We start from the raw sequence: 21,759 nt of genomic DNA on the forward strand, positions 1-21,759 counted from the left end.
TGCGGACTATTCCCGGACATCTGTCCGACGGCGCCAGTCAGGCGTACCTCCACCTTCGCTCCGGCTATGCGCGGACTTTCGACGGACACCCCTCCGATTGCGCCGGTTAGGCTCGGGCCGTGACCGAGCTGGGCGATATCTTCGAGCCAGGATCACCGCACGGGCGCACCTACGCCGTGCTGGTGCACCATCCCCGATCCGGCCTGGCCGATATCGCGCGCTATCTCGACGTGTCGCCGGAAGAGGCCGCCGCCACGCTGGAGATCCTGTGCGCGATGCAGGCCGCCGTCCGGCTCGAGGATTCCGAGGGTGAACCGATCTGGGACGCGCACGCCCCGGAATCGTTGTCGGAGGCCGAGGCTCGGCGCCGCCAGCACGAGATCAACCAGATGCACGCCGCCGCCGCGCGGCTCAGCGAGACGTTCCGCTCGGTGCGACGGTCGCCGCGCGGCAACGGTTCGATGGTTCCGGTCTTCGAACGCTTGGAGATGCTGGCCGATTTCGAGGAGATGCAGAACTCGGCGCGCCACTCGGTCAAGATCATCGAACGCGGCCCCTATCTCAGCGACATCGAGCGCGAGAACCAGCAATACCTGTTGAAGCGGGCCAGGATCGGCGAGGGCATCCGCTACCAGACCCTCTACCAGGACACGATCTACCAGGACGCGGAGCGACTACGGCACGCGCTGTCCACCAATGCCAGCGGGGCGCAGGCGCGGACGCTGCCCGAACCGCCGTTCAAGCTGATCATCGTCGACGACGAGCGCGCCAACCTGGTGCTGCACGCCGACGAACGCCGCCCCGACCCGATGGGCTTGCGCTTCACCGCATCTCCCGCTCTGCGGCTGCTGGTGCGCACCTTCGACGTGCTGTGGTCGCTGGCCGCGCCGATCTCGGTGAACCCTTCCGCCGACGAACTCGACGACCGCGACAAGGCGATCCTCACCCTCATGGGCCTCGGCGCCACCGACGACACGATTGCCCGCAGACTCGGCATGTCCCGGCGGACGGTGGTGCGCCGCACCGCGCGCCTGCTGGAGCGACTCGGCGCGAGCACCCGATTCCAGGCGGGCGTGCAGGCCACCCGCCGCGGATGGCTGTGAGCTGAAACACTAATTGTTCAGCGGGACTCGTGGTTTCGCACCACGTCCACCCCGGGACCGATGGTTGCGGGCGGCTATCAGCATCGGCGCGGCGTCCACGCTCGCGAAGGCGGGCCGATCGGTCTGCGTAAATTGGTCTGCGGCACGGGGCCGCGGTTCAAGGGCCCAACTGTAGGGTTGGGGACGGTTCGACGGCGTGGTCGGACGGCCCTCGCGATGCGAGAGGTGAAAGTACTCGATGGATGGAGCCCGTCGCTCGGTCCGTGGCAGCCGTCGCCGGAGGGCGAGCAGCCCGCTGTTCGGACCGCTACTCACCGCGGCGGTGGAGTCGGCGGCCGATTCGGTTGCGGTGCGCTACAACTCGACGCCGAAGCCGAACGCGCACAGTTGCTCTCGGCGGTCACCGCCGGATCCGAAACCGGTGTGGCAGCAACTCGCGTCGCCCGGTCCGCTGAACTCGAACCGGCGCAGGCCGACCGAGTCGAGCGCGAGACGGGCGCGGCGGCAACTCGCGTCGCTCGCTCCACCGAACCCGAACCGGCACCGGTCGACCAACTCGTGCCCGAGACACGACCGGTCGCCACGCTTGTCGACTTGTTCGGAGCGCAGGCGCGCCTGACACCGTTCACCACCGCGATCATCGATCGAGCCGCGACGGGCCAGCGCGAGTGGACCTACGCCGAATTCGCCACTCGCGTCTACCGTTTGGCGCGCAGGCTGGTCGACGCGGGCGTCGGTCCCGAGACGCTGGTCGCCCTCGGCATGCGTCGCTCGGTCGATCTGGTCGTCGCGATGTACGCCGTGCTGGAGGCGGGCGGCGGCTACCTGCCGCTCGATCTCGACCAGCCCGCCGAACGCATCGGACAAGTGCTCGACACCGCGAAACCGGTGTGCGTGCTGACCACCGCGCGCGACGATTTCGACACCGGGCTGCCGACGATCACCGTCGAGACCGAGGATCTGTCGGGTTACCCGGCCACGCCGCTGACCGGCGCCGAGCGTCGCGCTCCGCTGCGTGGCGCGCATCCGGCGTACGTCATCTTCACCTCCGGTTCCACCGGACGACCGAAGGGCGTCGCGGTGTCGCACGCCGCAGTGGTGAACCAGATCCGTTGGCTCACCGCCGAATACCGCATCGGTCCCGCCGACACGGTGCTGTTCGAGCTTCACCCTCGAGGTCGTGACCGCCGTGCGGCGGGCCACCGACGCCGCGCTGCACAACCTGTACGGGCCCACCGAGTTCACCGTGCACGCCACCCTCGCCGTGGTCGCCGACGACGTCACCGGCGCGGTGCCGATCGGCGCGCCGGTGTGGAACGCACGCGCCTACGTGCTGGACGCGCGGCTGCACCCGGTGCCGGCAGGCGTCGCGGGCGAGCTGTACCTGGCGGGCGACCAGATCGCGCGCGGCTACCTCGGCCGACCCGATCTGACCGCTGATCGCTTCGTCGCCGACCCGCTCGGCGGGCCGGGCGCGCGCATGTACCGCACCGGCGATCTGGTGCGCCGCGGGCCGGACGGCGCGCTGATCTACCTGGGCCGCACCGACTTCCAGGTGAAGCTGCGCGGCCTGCGCATCGAGCTGCCGGAGATCGAATCCGCCTTGCGCGCCGACGATTCGGTGGCTCAGGCCGTCGTGGTGCTGCGCTCGGACCCGCACACCGGCGATCGCCTCGTCGGCTATGTCGTGCCCGCCGAAGGGCGGACGGTGGACGTGGCGGCGGTCCGCGAAGGCGCGGCAGCGCTGCTGCCCGCGTACATGGTGCCCGTCGCGTTGGTGGTGCTGGACGAGATGCCGCTGAACGCCAACAGCAAGCTCGACCAGGGCGCTGCCCGAGCCGGTGTTCGAACAGGCCGTGTTCCGCGCGCCGAGCACCCCGGTGGAGCAGGTCGTGGCGGGCGTGTTCGCCGACATGCTCGGCGGCGGCGCGGCAGGCGACCGGCAGCTCGGCCTCGACGACGATTTCTTCGCACTCGGCGGCAATTCGCTGCTGGCCACCCAGGTCTCGGCCCGGCTCGGCGCGGCATTGGACACCGCGGTGCCGGTGCGGCTGCTGTTCGAGGCGTCCACGGTGGCGGCGCTGGCCGCCCGCGTCGAGCGGCACACGGGCGGGGGAGGGCGGCCCGCGCTCGTGGCCGGTCCACGCCCGGAGCGTATTCCGCTCTCGCTCGCCCAGCAGCGCATGTGGTTCCTCAACCGCTTCGACCCGTCCTCGCCCGTCTACGACATACGGCGGAACGGTTCGTGCCGAATCCGTGGGGTGAGCCCGGCGATCGCATGTATCGCACGGGCGATGTGGTGCGCTGGTTCGCCGAGCCCGGGCAGCGGGCGGGCGATGCAGCGGTCGGCACGGTGGACTGGCAGCTGGATTTCGCCGGGCGTTCGGACTTCCAGGTGAAGATCCGCGGGCTGCGCATCGAGCTCGGGCGGTGCTCGGCCGCCACGAGGACGTCGAGTTCGTCATCACCCTCGGCAGGGAAACGCCCGCCGGGACAACCGCCCTGGTGTCCTATGTGCTCGCCGCGCCCGGTCGCCGGATCGACCCGGCGGCGCTCACCGAATACGCGGCTCGCAGCTTGCCGGGGTACATGGTGCCCGCGGCCGTCGTGGTGCTCGATCAAGTGCCGTTGACGCCCGTCGGCAAGCTGGACCGGCGCGCGCTGCCGGAGCCGGTGTTCCAGCAGGCCGTCTTCCGCGCGCCGTCGACGCCGCTGGAGGAGGCGGTCGCCGCGGTGTTCGGGGAGGTGCTCGGCGCGGAGCGGATCGGCTTGGACGACGACTTGTTCTCCCTCGGCGGCACCTCGCTGCTGGCCACCCAGGTGGTCGAGCGGCTGTAGGTGCGCACCGGCGCCGAGCTGACGGTGGCGTCCTTCTTCACCGATCCCACCGTCGCCGGGATCGCGGCGCAGGTCGCCGCGGCGCTCGAGGCCGGGCACGACCACGACGCGAACGCCGAGAGCGCGCTGCGCGTGCTGCTGCCGATCCGGGCGGGCGGCGCCCGCCCGCCGGTGCTCTGCCTGCCGCGATGTCGGGCATGCCGTGGACCTACGCGGGCCTGGCCCGGTTCCTGCCCGCCGACCAGCCGATCTACGGACTCCAGTCGCCCGAGCTGACCGAGCCCGACTACCGTCCGGTCACCGCGGCGGAGATCGTGCGCCGCTACGTGGACATCGCCGACTTCCACGCCGAGATCAGGGAGGGTTTCGAGGCGCTCGGCATCACCCTGCCCGTCGGACAGGACCTCGCCGAACTCGACGAGACGGCGCTCGCGACGCTGGGCGAGGCGCTCACCTGGGACTCGGCGGTGCTCACCGCGGAGCGCATCGGCGGCATCTACCGCGGCGCGCTGCGCACGGTGGAGATCGCGACGGCCGCCGAGCCCGGCGTGTTCGAGGCTCGGGTCGATTACTTCCGCGCCATGATTCCGGACCCGAACGGCCAGGGCCACGGCGGTGCCCCTGCGTGGGAGCCGCACGTGTCCGGCGTGATCGAGGTGCATCCGATCGCGTCGACGCACCGGGCGATGACCACCCCCGAACCGCTCGCCGAGCTGGGACCGCTGCTCGCGGCCCTGCTCGACGGAAAGGAGTGACTCCGTACCCGGCGGTGACGTGGCTGGCGGTAGCCTCTGCGGGAATGTAACGCCGCGGCGCGGCGTCCGCGATTGGGTTCATAACCGAGTCGATCAGACCGGTCGGCCTGTTGCGGCTGCCCGCCTACACTGATGTGATTGCTCGGACCGCGCCGACCCATGGCAGTTCAGTGGGGCGGGGGACTGATCTGCGTTCGGTCGTGCGGTGATAGCTCGACGAGAGGTGAATACGCTCGAATGGAAACTACCCGCCGTTCTACACGTGGTAGTCGTCGCCGCAGGCCAGGTAGTCCACTCTTCGGGCAGCTCCTCACTGCCGCGGTGGAGTCCGCGGCCGATGAGGTGGCGGTGCGCTTCGACCCCGCCAACGACCCCGAGACCGCCATCGAGCTGACCTACCGTCAGCTGGACGAGGACTCCTCGCGGCTGGCAAGGGAACTGATCGATCGGGGCATCGGCCCCGGCGACGTGGTGGCCATCGGCATCGCGCGGTCCGTCGCGTCGGTGCTCTCGGTGTGGGCGATCGCCAAGACCGGCGCGGCCTACGTGCCGGTGGATCCGGCCTATCCGCCGGACCGGATCGCGCACATCGTCTCCGACTCCGGAGCCGTGCTCGGCCTGACCACCGCGGCGCACCGGCGGGCCCTTGGCACCGGCGTCTACTGGATCGAGCTGGACGACCCTGTGGTGGCCGAGCGCATCCTGAACCGCGAAGAGTGGCCGATCACCTACGCCGACCGCGTGCGCGCCCTGAACGAGCACCACCCGGCTTACGTCATCTACACCTCCGGATCGACCGGCAAGCCGAAGGGCGTCGTCGTCACCCACACCGGCCTCGCCGGTCTGGTGGCCGCCGAACGCGACCACTACGGGGTCGACGGCGACTCACGGGTGCTGCACGTCTGCTCGCCGAACTTCGACGTGTCGGTGCTGGAACTGCTGCTGACCTTCTCCGCGGGCGCGACCCTGGTGATCGCGCCGCCGAAGGTGTTCGGCGGGTACGAGCTCGCGGATCTGCTGCGCCGCGAAGCCGTCACGCACATGCTGATCACGCCGGGCGCGCTGGAATCGGTCGACGCCACCGGACTCGACGACCTACGCGCCGTGGTGGTCGCGGGCGAGAAGTTCGGCCCGGAACTGGTCGCGCGCTGGGCCGACGGGACCCGCGAGTTCTACAACGGCTACGGCCCGACCGAGGCCACCATCCTCGCCACCAGCACCGCGCCGATGCACCCCGACGAGCCGATCACCATCGGCTCGGCCATCCCTGGCGTAGGCGCGTTCGTGCTGGACACCAGGCTGCGTCCGGTGCCGGCGGGCGTCGTCGGCGAGCTGTACCTGTCCGGCCCCGCGCTGGCCCAGGGCTACCTGAACCGACCCGGTCTCACCGCGGAACGCTTCGTCGCGAGTCCGTTCGGCGCGGAGACCGGACAGCTGGGCTCCCGGCTGTACCGCACCGGTGACCTGGTGCGCCGCAGCGAGATCGACGGCACCATCGAGTACCTCGGCCGCTCGGACTTCCAGGTGAAGATCCGCGGCCTGCGCATCGAGCTCGGCGAGATCGACAACGCGCTGACCTCGCACCCGGACGTCGACTTCGCCGCGACGCTCGGCCGGTCGCTACCCTCGGGCGCGACCGCGCTGGTGTCGTACGTGCTGCCGCGGCCCGGCGCGACCGTCGACACCGACGCGCTCTCGGCGTTCGTCGGCCAGTCGCTGCCCGCCTACATGGTGCCCGCGGTGATCATGGTGCTCGACGAGATCCCGCTGACGCCAGTGGGCAAGCTGGATCGCAATGCCCTGCCGGAGCCGGTCTTCGCGGTCAAGGAGTACCGCGCGCCCGAGACCAGGACCGAGGAGATCGTCGCCGAGGTGTTCGCGGCCCTGCTGCTGCCGGACGACCCGGAGGCCCGCGTCGGCGCGGACGACGACTTCTTCGACCTGGGCGGCAACTCGCTGCTCGCCGCGCAGGCCATCGCGCGGATCGGCACGGCGCTCGGTGCGCGGGTGCCGATGCAGCTGCTCTTCGACGGCTCCACGGTGGCCGGGCTGGCCGCGCAGCTGGAGCAGCACGCGGGGTCGGCGCTCGGCCGCGCCCTGGAGCCGCAGCCGCGTCCGGAGCGGATTCCGCTGTCGTTCGCGCAGCAGCGCATGTGGTTCCTGAACCGCTTCGATCCGGCGAGCGGGGTCAACAACATTCCCGTCGCCGTGCGGCTTTCCGGCGCGCTCGACGTGACCGCGCTCGGCGCGGCCGTGCGGGATCTGGTGCAGCGGCACGAGGTGCTGCGCACCGTCTACCCCGAATTCGACGGCGCCGGATACCAGCTCGTGCTGACCGCCGACGACCCGCGCGCGCTGCCCGAACTGGTCGCCGAACCCGCCACCGAGGCGGAGCTGTTCGGCCTGGTCGCGGCCGCGGTGACCGAGGGCTTCGACGTGACCGCGGCCGCGCCGATCCGCTTGCGCCTGCTCGCGGTGAGCGAGACCGAGCACGTGCTGGTGTGCGTGGTGCACCACATCGCGGGCGACGGCTTCTCGATGGGCCCGCTGACCCGCGACCTGATGACCGCCTACGCGGACCGCGCCGCAGGCCGCGCGCCGCAGCTGGCTCCGCTCGCCGTGCAGTACGCCGATTTCACGCTGTGGCAGCGTGAGGTGCTCGGCGACGAGGACGACCCGGAATCGGTGCTCGCGCAGCAGGTCGCCTTCTGGCGCGCGGAATTGGCCGGGCTGCCCGAACAATTGGAGCTGCCCGCCGACCGCCCGCGCCCCTCGGTCGCCTCGTACCGCGGCGACGTGCTGCGCTTCGAGATCGACGCCGAGGTGCACGCCGCGCTCGGCGGGGTGGCCAAGCGCCAGCATTCGACGCTGTTCATGGTGGTGCACACCGCGTTGGCTGTGCTGCTGGCCCGGCTGTCGGGCACCAGGGACATCGCCATCGGCACGCCGGTCGCCGGCCGCGGTGACGCCGCGCTCGACGATCTGATCGGCATGTTCGTCAACACGCTCGTGCTGCGCAACGACGTCGACCCGGCCGCCACCGTCGATCAGCTGCTCGACGCGGTCCGCCACGGCGACCTGGCCGCCTTCGGCCACGCCGACCTGCCGTTCGAGCGACTGGTCGAGCTGCTCGATCCGGTGCGTTCGGCGGCGCGTCATCCTCTGTTCCAGGTGATGCTGACCTTCCAGAACTTGGCGCGCACGGAGCTGGAGCTGCCGGGCTTGGCGGTGTCCGGCGTGGACATGACGGTGCCGCTGGCCAAGTTCGACCTGCAACTGGCGTTGGCGGAGCAGCTGGATCCCAGCGGCGCGCCCGCGGGTATCTCGGCCGAGATCACCTACGCCACCGACCTTTTCGACGCGGCGACGATCCGCGGATTCGCCGACCGCTTCGGGCTGATCCTGGCCGCGATCGCGGGCGAGCCCACCGCCGTGATCGGCGACATCGATCTGCTCACCGCCGACGAGCGCGCCGCGGTGCTCACCGGCTGGAACGACACCGCGCACCCGGTGCCCGCCGCCACGCTGGTCTCGCTGTTCGAGCGCCAGCGCGCCGCGACGTCGTACGCGACGGCGCTGGTGTACGAGGACGAACGGCTGACCTACGCGGAGTTCGGCGCGCGGGTGCACAGCCTGGCCCGGCGGCTGCTCGCCGACGGGGTCGGCCCCGGTTCGCTGGTGGCGCTGGCGATCCGGCGTTCGACCGAGTTGGTCGTCGCGATGTACGCGGTGCTGGAGGCGGGCGCGGGCTACGTTCCTCTCGACCCGGACCAGCCCGCCGAGCGGGTGGACTACGTCCTGGAAACGGCCAGGCCCGCGCTCGTGCTCACCACCGAGCGCGACGATTTCGCCACGGCCGCCGCGCCCGTGCTCGCGGTGGACACGCTCGACCTGAGCGGGTTCGAGTCGGCGCCGATCTCGGATTTCGAACGGGCGCGGCCGATTCGGCCGGGCGACACGGCCTACGTGATCTTCACGTCGGGCTCCACCGGCCGCCCCAAGGGCGTTGCCGTCACGCACGGCGCGATCGTGAACCGCCTGCTGTGGATGCAGCACGAGTACCCGCTCGGCGCGGACGACGTGGTGTTGCAGAAGACGCCCGCGACGTTCGACGTGTCGGTGTGGGAGTTCTTCTGGCCGTTGCAGGTCGGCGCGCGGTTGGTCGTGGCGAAGCCGGACGGCCATCGCGACCCGGTGTACCTGGCCACGGTGATGGCCGAACAGAACGTCACCACGGCGCATTTCGTACCGTCGATGCTGTCGGTGTTCGTCTCGACGCTCGGCGACGGCGCCGCGGCGCCCGCGTTGCGTCAGGTGTTCGCCTCGGGCGAGGCGTTGCCCGCGCCGACGGCGCACCGGTTGCGCGAGCTGACCGGTGCGCGTCTGCACAACCTCTACGGTCCGACCGAGGCCGCGGTCGACGTCACCTACCACGAGGTCGTCGACGCCGACGAGGTGTCGGTGCCGATCGGGCGCCCGGTGTGGAACACCCAGCTCTACGTGCTGGATTCGCGGCTGCATCCGGTCGCACCCGGTATCGCGGGTGAGCTATATCTCGCGGGCGATCAGCTGGCGCTGGGCTACCTGAGCCGCAGTGACCTGACCTCCGACCGTTTCGTGGCGAATCCCTACGGCTCGGCCGGTTCTCGGATGTACCGCACCGGTGACCTGGTCAAATGGCTGCCTGCATCGCGAAGCGATTCGATGGGGGGCGGTGGCCGGGCGACGGGTGGGCCCTCCGCCGGTGAGCTGGAGTACTTGGGCCGCACCGACTTCCAGGTGAAGTTGCGTGGTCTGCGCATCGAGCTGGGCGAGATCGAGGCGGCGCTGTTGGCGCAGCCCGGTGTCGCGCAGTCGGTGGTGGTGTTGCGCTCGGACGCGCACGCCGGTGATCAGCTGGTGGGTTACGTCGTCCCCGAACCGGATTCGTCGCTCGAGACCGAGGCCGTGCGCAAGGAACTCGCGGCGGTGCTGCCCGGCTACATGGTGCCCGCGGCCCTGGTGGTGCTGGACGCCTTCCCGCTGAACCCCAGCGGCAAGCTGGACCGCAAGGCGCTGCCCGCGCCCGTGTTCGGCGGCGGCGCGGAGTTCCGCGCGCCGAGCACGCCCATCGAGCAGACGGTCGCCGAGGTGTTCGCGGCGCTGCTCGGCGCGAGCGAGGTCGGCCTGGACGACGACTTCTTCGCCCTCGGCGGCAACTCGCTGCTCGCCACCAGGGTGGTGGCCAGGCTGAACGCGGCGCTCGACTCGAACATCGAGGTCCGCGAGATCTTCGAGGCCCCGACCGTCGCCGCGCTCGCCGCGCGCGTCGTGCCTGGCGAGTCCGGTGACGCGAGGCCGCCGCTGGTGCCCGCCGTCCGCCCGGAGCTGGTGCCGCTCTCGCTGGCTCAGCAGCGCATCTGGGTGCTCAATCAGATCGATCCGGATTCGGCCGCCTACAACATCCCGTTCGCCATTCAGCTGGCGGGCAGGCTCGACGTGGCCGCGCTCCAGCAGGCCGTGCTCGACGTGCTGGAGCGGCACGAGGCGCTGCGCACCCGCTACCCGGCGGTGGCCGTCGGCGAGCTGCCGTACCAGGAGATCCTGACCGTCGCGGACGCGCTGCCCGGCGGGCTCGCCGTGGAGCAGCCTGCCGACATCATGGGCCGGGTCGTGGAACTGATGTCGGGTGGCTTCGACGTCACCGAACAGCCTCCGGTACGGATCGCGCTGCTCAACGGCGGCGTCCCGGACAAGCACCTGCTCGTCCTCGTGGCCCACCACATCGCCGCCGACGGCGCCTCGCTGGCGCCGCTGGCCCGCGACCTCATGACCGCCTACATCGCTCGCACCGAGGGCGAGGCGCCGGGCTGGGCGCCGCTGACCGTGCAGTACGCCGACTACGCGCTGTGGCAGCGCGAGGTCGTCGGCGTGGTGGACGACGCGGATTCGGTCGCCGCGCGCCAGCTGGCGTACTGGACCGAACAGCTCGCGGGCCTCACCGGCGCCGCGGCGCTGCCGCAGGACCGGCCGCACCCGCCCGTGCCGTCGATGCGCGGCGCTTCGGTCGGCTTCCGGCTGCCCGCCGAGGTACACGGCGAGCTCGCTCGCCTTGCGCGGGAACAGAACTCGTCGCTGTTCATGGTGCTGCACGCGGTGCTCGCCGTGCTGCTCGCGCGCCTCACCGGCGACTCCGACGTCGCCATCGGCACCCCCATCGCGGGCCGCGGCGAGCGCGCGCTCGACGACCTGGTCGGCATGTTCGTCAACACACTGACGCTGCGCACGACCGTCGATCCCGACGCCACCTTCGCCGAGCTGGTCCACGCGGCGCGGGAGACGGACCTGACGGCGTTCGCCAACGCGGACATCCCGTTCGAGCGCGTCGTCGAGACCGTCGCGCCCGGCCGCGGCAGCGCGAACAATCCACTGTTCCAAGCGGTTCTGGCCTTCCAGAACCTGGAGCGCCCGACGCTGGAGCTGCCCGGTCTGACCGTCGGCGTGCTGGACTCGGAGTCCATCGCGGCGAAGTTCGACCTGCTGTTGAACGTCGAACCGCGCCACCGCGAGGACGGTTCGCCAGCCGAGCTCGCGGCCGTCTTCACCTACGCCACCGACATCTTCGACGAGGCGACCGTGCGCTCGTTCGCGCGCCGCCTCGCGATGGTGGCCAGCGCGGTCGCGGACGACCCGCAGCAGCGCGTCGGCGCGATCGACCTGCTCGAGCCCGCCGAGCGGGACCGGCTGCGCCCCAACCGCATTCCGGTCTCGCGTGACATCACGCTGCCGCAGCTGCTGCGCAACGCCGTGCAGACCAACCCGAACGGCGTCGCGGTCGTGGTGGCCGACGCCGCCGAGCGGTACGGCCAGCTCGGTTACGCCGAACTGGATCTGCGCTCGACGCTGCTGGCGCGGCTGCTCATCGACCGCGGCATCGGCCCGGACGACGTGGTGGCCGTCGGCATTCCGCGTTCCGTGGAATCGGTGCTCGCGGTCTGGGCGGTGGCCAAGACCGGCGCCGCGTTCGTGCCGGTGGACACCAACTACCCGGCCGAACGCATCGGCCACATGGTCAAGGACTCGGGCGCGGTGCTCGGCCTGACGGTCTCCGACGCCCAGCGCGCGCTGCCCGATCTCGTCGAATGGCTGCTGCTCGACGACATCGAGTTCGTCAGCGGGCTCGCGGTGTACTCGGCCAAGCCGATCACCGACGCGGACCGGGTGCGGCCGCTGCGGCCCGCGCACCCTGCCTACGTCATCTACACCTCCGGCTCGACCGGCACCCCGAAGGGCGTCGTCGTCACCCACGCCGGTCTCTCGGGCTTCTGCGATGAACAGCGGGAACGTTATCGGGTGACCCCCGGTTCGCGGACGCTGCACTTCGCGTCCCCGTCCTTCGACGCCTCGGTGCTCGAACTGCTGCTCGCGGTGGGCGGCGCCGCGACGATGGTCGTCGCCGCGCCGGACGTCTACGGCGGCGCGGGTCTGGCGGAGCTGTTGCGGCGCGAGCGGGTGACGCACGCCTTCGTGACGCCCGCGGCCCTCGCGTCCATGGACGCGACTGGTCTGGACGAACTGCGCGTGCTCATCACCGGTGGCGAGGCATGCCCGCCGGAGTTGGTGCGGCGCTGGGTGATTCCGGTCGGCCACGGCATGCGGCAGTTCTTCAACGCCTACGGTCCGACCGAGGCCACGGTCATGACCAACGTGACGAAGTCGATGACGCCGGACCTGCCGGTGACCATCGGCGCGCCGATCCGCGGCGTCGCCGCGTATGTGCTCGACGAGCGGATGCGTCCCGTGCCGACCGGGGTGGCCGGTGAGCTGTACGTCTCCGGCGCGCAGCTGGCACGCGGTTACGGCGCGCAGTCCGGCCTGACGGCGGGCCGCTTCGTCGCCGACCCGTTCACCGCCGACGGCGCGCGGATGTACCGCACCGGCGACCTGGTGCGTTGGACTCCGAAGGGTGACCTGGAGTACCTGGGCCGCAACGACTTCCAGGTCAAGGTGCGTGGCTTCCGTATCGAGCTCGGCGAGATCGACGCCGTGCTCGCGGCGCACGAGAGCGTGGACTTCGCGGTGACCGTCGGTCACGAACTCGACAGCGGCACCACGATTCTCGCCTCCTACGTGCACGCCGCTCCCGGCGCGCGGGTGGACGTCGCGTCGCTGACCGCGTTCGCCGAGGAGACGCTGCCGCGCCACATGGTGCCGACGGCGATCACCGTGCTCGACGAGATCCCGCTGACCCCGGCGGGCAAGCTGGACCGGCGCGCGCTGCCCGCACCGCAGTTGCAGGTCAGGGAATTCCGCGCGCCCAGCGGCCCGCTCGAGCAGCTCATCGCCGAATTGTTCGGTGAGGCACTCGGTTCCGAGGAGCCGATCGGCGCGGACGACGACTTCTTCGCCCTCGGCGGCAATTCGCTGATCGCCACCCAGGTGATGGCTCGCCTCGGCAGCGCGCTCGGCGGTCGTCTCGAGGTGCGCGAGCTGTTCAACGCCTCCACCGTGGCGGGCCTCGCCGCGCGGTTGGCGCAGAACACGGCGGCCCCGGCGCGGCCCGCGCTGGTCGCCGGTCCGCGACCGGGGATCATTCCGCTCTCGCCCGCGCAACGGCGCTACTGGTTCCTCAACCAGTTCGACACCGCCGCGTCCGCTGTCGACAACATCCCGCTCGCGGTGCGGCTCATCGGCGCGCTCGACGTCGACGCGCTGGGCCAGGCGATCGGCGACGTGGTCGCCAGGCACGAGGTGCTGCGCACCACCTACCCGGGATCGGACGAGGCGCCCCGCCAGCTGATCCATCCCGCGTCCGAGCTACCCGCCGAACTGGTCCCGGTCGACATCGCCGCGGGCGAGTTGCAGTCCGCGGTGGTCGATTTCGCGCTGACCACCTTCGACGTGACGGCCGAGGTCCCGTTCGCCGTGACGTTGTTCCGGCTGGCGCCCACCGAGCACGTGCTCGCGATCGTGGTGCACCACGTCGCGGCCGACGGCGCCTCGATGAACCCGCTGGCCCGCGACGTCATGACGGCGTACGCGGCCCGAGCCGCGGGCGCTGTCCCGGTGTTCGCGCCGCTGCCTGTGCAGTACGCCGATTACGCGCTGTGGCACGACGCGGTGCTCGGTTCCGAGGACGATCCGGAATCCATTGCCGCCCAGCAGATCTCCTACTGGCGCGCGGCGCTGGCCGGGCTGCCCGACCAGCTGGAGCTGCCCGCCGACCGTCCGCGTCCCCCGGTGCAGTCCTTCCGCGGCGCCGCGTTGCGCACCGTGATCTCGGCGGACCGGCACGCCGCGCTGCAGGAGCTGGCGCGGGCCAATCACGCCTCGCTGTTCATGGTGGTGCACGCGGCGCTCGCGGTGCTGCTCGCGCGGCTGTCCGGCACCGATGACATCGCCGTCGGCACCCCGCTCGCGGGTCGCGGCGAGCGCGAACTCGACGACCTGATCGGCATGTTCGTCAACACTGTGGTGTTCCGCACCAGGGTGCGCCCCGGCGAGCGCTTCGCCGACCTGCTCACCGAGGTGCGCGAACGCGACCTGGAGGCGTTCGCCAACGCGGACGTTCCGTTCGAGCGCCTCGTCGAGGTGCTCAACCCGGTGCGGTCGACGGCGCGCAACCCGCTGTTCCAGATCGGCCTGTCGTTCCAGAACCTCGCCGAAACCACCTTCGAGCTGCCCGGATTGACGGTCGGCGCGGTGGATTTCGACGCCAGTCTCGCCAAGACCGATCTGCAGCTGACGGTGACCGACCGCTACGCCCCCGACGGCGCCCCCGCCGAGCTGGTGGCCGACTTCAGCTACGCCACCGACCTGTTCGACGAGGACACGGTGCGTGGCTTCGCGGACCGCTTCGAGCGCGTGCTCGACGCCGTGATCGCCGACGCCGCCGTGTCGGTGGGCGAGATCGATCTGCTCTCCGACGAGGAGAACGAGCGAATCCTGCGGTCCTGGAACGACACCGCGCGCCCGGTGGACACCAGGGCGACCCTGGTGTCGCTGCTCGACGCCAGCGTGGCCGGTTGGCCGCAGGCGCCCGCGCTCGTCGCCGACACCGCCGCAGGACTGCTCGAGCTGACCTACGCCGAGCTGGATGCTCGGGTGAACCGGTTGGCGCGGTACCTGATCGGGCGTGGTGTGCGTCCGGAGGATCGGGTGGCGTTGGCGATTCGTCGTTCGGCGGATCTGGTGATCGCGATGTACGCGGTGGCCAAGGCCGGTGCGGCGTATGTGCCGATCGACCCGGATCAGCCCGCCGAGCGGGTGGACTACATCCTGAACACCGCGGCGCCGCGCTGCATGCTGACCACCGCGGCCGACGGCTTCGTCAGCGCCGCGGCGGAGACGGTGTCGCTCGGAGCGCTCGACTTGACCGCCTACTCGCCCGCGCCGATCGCGGCAAGTGAGCGCAATGGTGTTCTGACTGCGGCGAATACGGCGTATGTGATCTTCACGTCGGGTTCGACGGGTCAGCCCAAGGGTGTGGCGGTGCCGCACGGTGCGATCGTGAACCAGTTGTTGTGGAAGTCGGACGAGTTCGGTCTCGACAGTGAGAACGTGGTGCTGTTGAAGACGGCGGCGACGTTCGACCTGTCGGTGTGGGAGTTCTGGTCGGCGGCGGTCAGCGGTGGCCGGCTGGTGGTGGCGACCGCCGATGGTCATCGGGATCCGGCGTACCTGAACGGGTTGATGCGTTCGACGGGTGTGACGACGTTGCACGTGGTTCCGTCGATGCTGGACGCGCTGCTCACCGAATCCGAAGGGCGGCTTCCCGAATCGCTGCGCCGGGTGCTCGCGATCGGCGAGGCGCTGCCCGCCGCGCTGGCCCAGCGGGTCCGCGCGGGCGGCACCGAGCTGTTCAACCTGTACGGTCCGACCGAGGCGGCGGTGTCGATCACCAACCATCCGGTCACCGATGCCGACTCGGGTTCCGTCCCGATCGGCGTGCCGCAGTGGAACAGCCGTGTCTACGTGCTGGACGCCATGCTGCGTCCCGTCCCGGTCGGCGTGCCCGGCGAGTTGTACCTGGCCGGTGCGCAGTTGGCGCGCGGCTACTTCGCGCGGCCCGGTCTCACCGCCGACCGCTTCGTCGCCGACCCGATCGCCGCGGCGGCCTCCGGCGAGCCGGGTGCGCGCATGTACCGCACGGGCGACCTGGTGGTCTGGAACGCCGAGGGCGAACTGGAATACCGGGGCCGCACCGACTTCCAGGTGAAGGTGCGCGGCTTCCGCATCGAGCTCGGCGAGATCGACGCCGCGCTCACCGCGCAGCCCGGCGTCGACTTCGCGATCACGGTCGGCCGCGAATCCGGCGGGCGGGCAATGACTCTCGTCTCCTACGTGGTGCCGGTGAAGGGCGCGCGGGTCGACGCCGACGCGCTTGTCGCGCAACTCGGGCAGCAGCTGCCGGAGTACATGGTGCCCGCTGCCGTCGTCGTGCTCGACGAGCTGCCGCTCACCTCGGTCGGCAAGGTGGACCGGTCGGCGCTGCCCGAGCCGGTGCTGCCGACCCGCGAATACCGCGCGCCGCGCACGGCGCAGGAAGAGGTCGTCGCCTCGGTCATCGGCGAGGTGCTCGGCATCGAGCGCGTCGGCGCGGACGACGACTTCTTCGCCCTCGGCGGCGACAGCATCGTGTCCATCCAGGTGGTGGCCAGGGCACGCGCCAAGGGCGTGCTGTTCACCCCGCGCCACGTCTTCGAGGCGCGCACGGTGGCGGCGCTCGCCGCGATCGCCACCTCGGCGGCGACGGCCGCGGAGGAGCAGACCGGCGAGCTGCCGCTCACGCCGGAGGCCGCTCGACTGCTCGCGGCCAGGCCCGACGGCGTCGAGGTGCGCGCGATCGTGCTCGACGTGCCCGCCGACCGCCCGGTGCCGATGGTGCGCGCCGCGATCGACGCGGTGCTGCAACAGAACCCGATGCTGTGGGTGCGGCTGCGCCCGGCGGCCGACGGAGTCCCCGCGGCCTTCGACCTGCCCGCCGCGCCGATGCCGACCGACCAGCCGTTCTATCTGCTGGAGGACGCCGCCGTCCCGCTCGACGACGTGGTGCAGGCCGCCGCCGCGGCGCTGGACCCGACGCAGGGCCGCAACATCCGGTTCGTCCGCATGGGTCCCGACACGGCCGCGCAGCTGGTCGTCGTCGCCAACGGCCTCGTGGTGGACGACCTCTCGTGGCGCACGGTCATCGATCAGCTCACCGCGGGCTGGTCGCGACACCGCCACGCCGCGCCCGACGCGACCGAATCAGGTCTCGGCACGGTGCTGCGCGCACTGGCCGCAAGGGCCGAGGCGCCGGCGACCGTGGCCGAGCTGGCCTGGTGGCAGCGGGCATTGGCCGACGTGATCACGGAACCCCCTGCGGGAGCGGATCTTTCGATCCGTTCGCGGGTGTCGCTCACCATCACCTCCGAAGGCGCTGCCGCGGTGACGACGATGGCGCAGGCCTACCACGCCACCGTCGAGGAGGTGCTGCTCACCGCGCTGGCCATCGCCCTGCACACGGCCGAGAAGGAGAACTTCGCGCGTGCGGCGGGCTCGGTGGTCCGGCTCACCGCGGACGCGCGCGACCGAGCGCATTCGGATCTGGTCGGCGGTTTCACCACCGACTACCCGCTGCCGCTTCGGCTCTCGGGCGTCGATATCGCCGACGCGCTGGTCGGTGGCCCCGCCGCGGGCGCCGCGCTCGGCCGGGTCAAGGAGCTGCGCCGCGCGGTGCCTTCCGGCGGCGTCGGCTACGGCCTGCTGCGCTACCTGAACGGCGCGGCGGAACTGCCGGGAGCGGGCCTGATCCGGCTGCGCTACCGCGACCTGCGCCCGGCGAAGATGCACACCGACGCCGCCGCCGAGGACCTGCTGCTCGACATCGTGGTGGAGACCACCCGTGAGGGGCTGCGGGCCAGGTTCGACTTCGCCGCCGCCGCGTGCGGCGCCGACGACGTGAAAACCTTTGCCGAGCATTGGGTCCGGGCCCTCGGCGGTCTCGCCGAACACGCCCTCCGTCCCGGCGCGGGCGGATACACGCCGTCGGACTTCCCGCTGGTGCGGCTCACCCAGTCCGATCTGGACCGATTCGGCGGTGCGTACCCGGAACTGGGCGACGTCTGGCCGATGACGCCGCTGCAGTCGGGCATGCTCTTCCACGCGCAGCTCGCCGACGCTTCGATCGACGCGTACATGCTGCAGTTCGTGCTGGATCTGGACGGCACGGTGGACGCGGCGCGGTTGCACGCCGCGGCCCAGGCGCTGCTGGATCGGCACGCGAACCTGCGGGTCGCCTTCGCCGACACCGGCGACGGCCGCGCGGTGCAGGTGGTGCCGGATTCGGTCGTGGTGCCGTGGCGCCAGATCGCGCTCGACCACCTCGATCCGGCCGTCGCCGCGAGCGAGGCCGAGCGAATCAAGGCCGCCGACATGGCGCAGCATTTCGACATGCGGACCGCGCCGCTGCTGCGCTTCACGCTGCTGCGCACGGCCATCGATCGGTTCCACCTGATCGTGACCAGCCACCACATCCTGCTGGACGGCTGGTCGGTGCCGCTGCTGATGCGCGAGCTGCTGACCGTCTACGCGCTCGGCGTTCGCTCCCGCCATCTGCCGAAGATCCGGCCCTACCGCGACTACCTGGAGTGGCTGGTCGCGCAGGATCCGGATGCGGCGCGGCAGGCGTGGCGCGCGGCGCTGGCCGGCATCACCGAGCCGACGCCGCTGGCCGGTGCGGCCAACCGCGAGATCTCCGCGGGCATCGGCGAGGTCGACTTCGTCTTCTCGCCCGATCAGACCGCGGCGCTGACCGGTGCCGCGGCCCGCGCGGGCGTCACGGTGAACACGGTGGTGCAGGCCGCGTGGGCGCTGCTCATCGGACGCGTCACCGACCGCGACGACGTGGTCTTCGGCGCGACCGTGTCCGGCAGGCCCGCCGAGTTGGACGGCGTGGAGACCATGGTCGGTCTCTTCCTCAACGCCATTCCGGTGCGGGTGCGCCTCGGCGCTTCGCAGACGGTGGCCGAGCTGCTGCGCACGTTGCAGGGCGAGCAGGCCGCGCTGCTGGACTACCACTACTTGGGCCTGAGCGAAATCCAGGACGCCATCGGGGTGGACGGGCTGTTCGACTCGCTGGTGGTGTTCGAGTCCTACCCGGTGGACCGGGAGGGACTGCGGCGCGCCAGCGCGATCGACGGCATGAGCGTCAGCGGTGTGCACGTCGCCGACGGCACGCACTACCCGGTGTCGGTCATCGTGGCGCTCGGCGAGCAGTTGCACGTCGAGATCAAGTACCTGCGCGATCTGTTCGACGAGGCCGCGGCGCGGACGCTCGCCGACCGGCTGGCCATGCTGATCGGCGCGTTCGTCGCCGAGCCGCGCGCCAGGATCGGTGAGATCGACGCGCTGCTGGCCAAGGAGCGCAGCGCGCTCGCCGCGCACAACGCCACCGAAGTGCCCGAGCTGCTGGACGATTCGACGCTGCTCTCGCTGTTCGACGCCCAGGTCGCGCGCACACCGCACGCGACGGCGCTGATCTCCGGCAACGCCCGGCTGAGCTACGCCGAGCTCGACGCCAGGTCGCGGCGGCTCGCGCGGGAGCTGGCCGCGCGCGGCGTCGGCCCGGAATCGCTGGTGGCCGTGGCGATGCGGCGCAGCGTGGACCTGGTCGTCGCGATCTACGCCGTGCTGCGCGCGGGCGGCGCGTACGTGCCGGTCGATCCGGACCATCCGGTCGAGCGCAGCGAGTACGTGCTCGCAGGAGCCGCACCGGTGTGCGTATTGACCACGGCGCGGACCGGATTCGGCACGGCCACCGGCGTTCCGGTGGTCGCGGTCGACACGCTGGAGTTCTCCACGCCCGCAGGCGCGATCGCCGAGGCGGACGTGCGGGCCGACAACGTCGCCTATGTCATCTACACCTCCGGTTCGACCGGCCGTCCGAAGGGCGTGGCGATCACGCACCGGCAGATGGCCAACCAGTTCCGCTGGGCCCAGCGGACCTATCCGCACGACGGCTCCGACGTGGTGCTGCACAAGACGCCGATCACCTTCGACATCTCGACATGGGAGTTGTTCTGGCCCTTGCAGACCGGTGCCACCGTGCTGATCGCCGAGCCGGACGGTCATCGCGACCCGGCCTACCTGGCGCGCGCCATGGTCGAATACAGCGTCAGCACGGTGCATTTCGTGCCGTCCATGCTCGACGCCTTCCTCGACGGCCCGGACGAGCACACCGAGTACCCGGCGCTGCGGCGCGTGTTCGCGGCCGGTGAGGCGCTCTCGGCGGAAACGGCCGAGGCCTTCGCCGCCGCGCTGCCCTCGGCCGAGCTGGTGAACTGGTACGGCCCCGCCGAGGCGACGGTCGTCACCGCGCACCCCGGCCGGGTCGACCACGGTTCCGCGGTGCCGATCGGCACGCCGGTGGCCAACACCGAGGTGCTGGTGCTCGACCGCCAGCTGCGCCCGGTGCCGTTCGGCGCGGCGGGCGAACTGTACGTCGCGGGCGTGCAATTGGCCCGCGGCTATCACGGCGCCCCCGCGCTCACCGCGGAACGTTTCGTCGCGCACGAGGACGGCGGGCGGCTGTACCGCACCGGTGACGTGGTGCGCTGGCGGGCCGAGGGCGACGGCGCGGCGCTGGAATACCTGGGCCGCACCGACTTCCAGGTCAAGCTGCGCGGCCAGCGCGTCGAGCTCGGCGAGATCGAGGCCGTGCTCGCCGATCACGACGAGGTGCGCCACGTCGCGGTGTCGCTGGTGCGGCAGGCCGCGGGCGACCGGCTGGTGGCCTACGTGGTTCCGGTGCCCGGCTCCGCGGTGGACGTCGACGACCTGCTCGCGCACGCGCGCGCCGCGCTGCCCGCGTACATGGTCCCGTCGGCGATCGTGCCGCTCACGGCGATGCCGCTCAACGCGAGCGGCAAGCTGGACCGCAGGGCGCTGCCCGAGCCCGAGCTCGCGTCGCGCGACTACCGCGCCCCGGTGACGCCGATGGAGCAGGCCGTCGCCGCGGTCTTCGCGGAGGTGCTCGGCGTGGACACCGTCGGCGCCGACGACGATTTCTTCGATCTCGGCGGCAACTCGCTCGTCGCGACCCGCGTGGTCGGCAGGCTGCGCGCGCTCACCGACGCCGAGGTGCGGGTGCAGTGGTTCTTCACCGACTCCACCGTCGCCGCGCTGGCCGCCAAGATCAGCACCGCGCAGGAGAACGGCGTCGACTACGCGGCCGATTCGGCCGCCGCACTCGGCCCGCTGCTGCCGATCCGCGGCACGGGCGCGGCCGAGCCGCTGTTCTGCTTCTATCCGATGGCCGGATTGTCGTGGAGCTACGCGGGTCTGGTGCCGCACGTCGACCGGTCGCGTCCGATCATCGGACTCCAGTCGCCCGCGCTCTCCGAGGAGGACTACCTGCCCGAGTCGCTGGACGCGATGGCAGCGCGCTGCCTGGCCGAGATCCGCTCGGTCCAGCCGCAGGGTCCGTACCACCTGCTCGGCTGGTCGCTCGGCGGCATCCTGGCGCACGCGGTCGCGGTCCGGCTGCAGGCGGCGGGGGAGCGGGTCGCGTTGCTCGCCATGCTGGACAGCCACCACGACATCGGCGTCGCGGATTTCCGCACGGCGCTGCGCGGTGCGCTCGCCGAGATCGGCATCGGCGCCGACGATCTGCTCGGCGACGGCGATGTGCACGATCTCAGCGACGCTTCGCTCGCCGCGCTGCACGCGACCATCCCGCCGGAGCTGGCCGTGCTGACGCCGGAACGGCTGCGCCGCATCTATCGCAGCGCGGTGCGCTCATCGGAACTGATCGCCAGGCACCGGCCCGGCGTGTTCCGGGGCAGGCTGGAGTACTTCAGCGCGCGGATCCTCGGCGAGAACCTGGTGCACGGCATCGACCCGGAGACCTCGGCGAACAAGTGGCAACCGTTCGTCGACGGCGTCGTCGCCGATCACCCGATTCAGGCCACGCACGATCAGATGACCTCGCCGGAGGCGCTCGCGGAGATCGGACCGAGACTTTCGTCACGGCTCCCCGGGCCCGGTGAGGATCACAATTCGGCTGGTCGGGCATGATGAGGAAACGGCAAGGTAACAAAGAC

Annotated in this window: 5 protein-coding genes and 1 pseudogene; all 6 read left to right on the plus strand. The window is 71.4% G+C overall.

All coding sequences use genetic code 11. From position 1 onward, the window contains the following. The first annotated feature begins 119 nt into the window (after positions 1-119). On the plus strand, positions 120-1,103 hold the full coding sequence (locus AC3EO7_RS05150; protein WP_435590565.1) for a DNA-binding response regulator: 984 nt from the start codon (positions 120-122) through the stop codon (positions 1,101-1,103). Between the two features lie 564 nt (positions 1,104-1,667). After that, positions 1,668-3,334, plus strand: a pseudogene (locus AC3EO7_RS05155) (AMP-binding protein); the annotation flags it as partial. A 199-nt stretch (positions 3,335-3,533) separates the two neighbouring features. Next, on the plus strand, positions 3,534-3,941 hold the full coding sequence (locus AC3EO7_RS05160; protein ID WP_431963938.1) for an AMP-binding enzyme: 408 nt from the start codon (positions 3,534-3,536) through the stop codon (positions 3,939-3,941). Continuing rightward, positions 3,942-4,217, plus strand: coding sequence for a hypothetical protein (locus tag AC3EO7_RS05165; RefSeq protein ID WP_435590566.1), 276 nt, complete (start codon positions 3,942-3,944; stop codon positions 4,215-4,217). Next, complete coding sequence (locus AC3EO7_RS05170; RefSeq protein ID WP_435590567.1) at positions 4,139-4,696, plus strand: hypothetical protein; 558 nt, start codon at positions 4,139-4,141, stop codon at positions 4,694-4,696. The genes AC3EO7_RS05165 and AC3EO7_RS05170 overlap by 79 nt, the downstream gene beginning before the upstream one ends. 237 nt (positions 4,697-4,933) lie before the next feature. Continuing rightward, complete coding sequence (locus AC3EO7_RS05175) at positions 4,934-21,733, plus strand: amino acid adenylation domain-containing protein (RefSeq protein WP_435590568.1); 16,800 nt, start codon at positions 4,934-4,936, stop codon at positions 21,731-21,733. Positions 21,734-21,759 lie beyond the last annotated feature (26 nt).

Source organism: Nocardia sp. bgisy118, assembly GCF_057708605.1.

Coding starts and splice junctions, on each gene's coding strand:
- AC3EO7_RS05170 (WP_435590567.1), top strand. CDS start 4,139: ATGCCGTGGACCTACGCGGGCCTGGCCCGGTTCCTGCCCGCCGACCAG.
- AC3EO7_RS05175 (WP_435590568.1), top strand. CDS start 4,934: ATGGAAACTACCCGCCGTTCTACACGTGGTAGTCGTCGCCGCAGGCCA.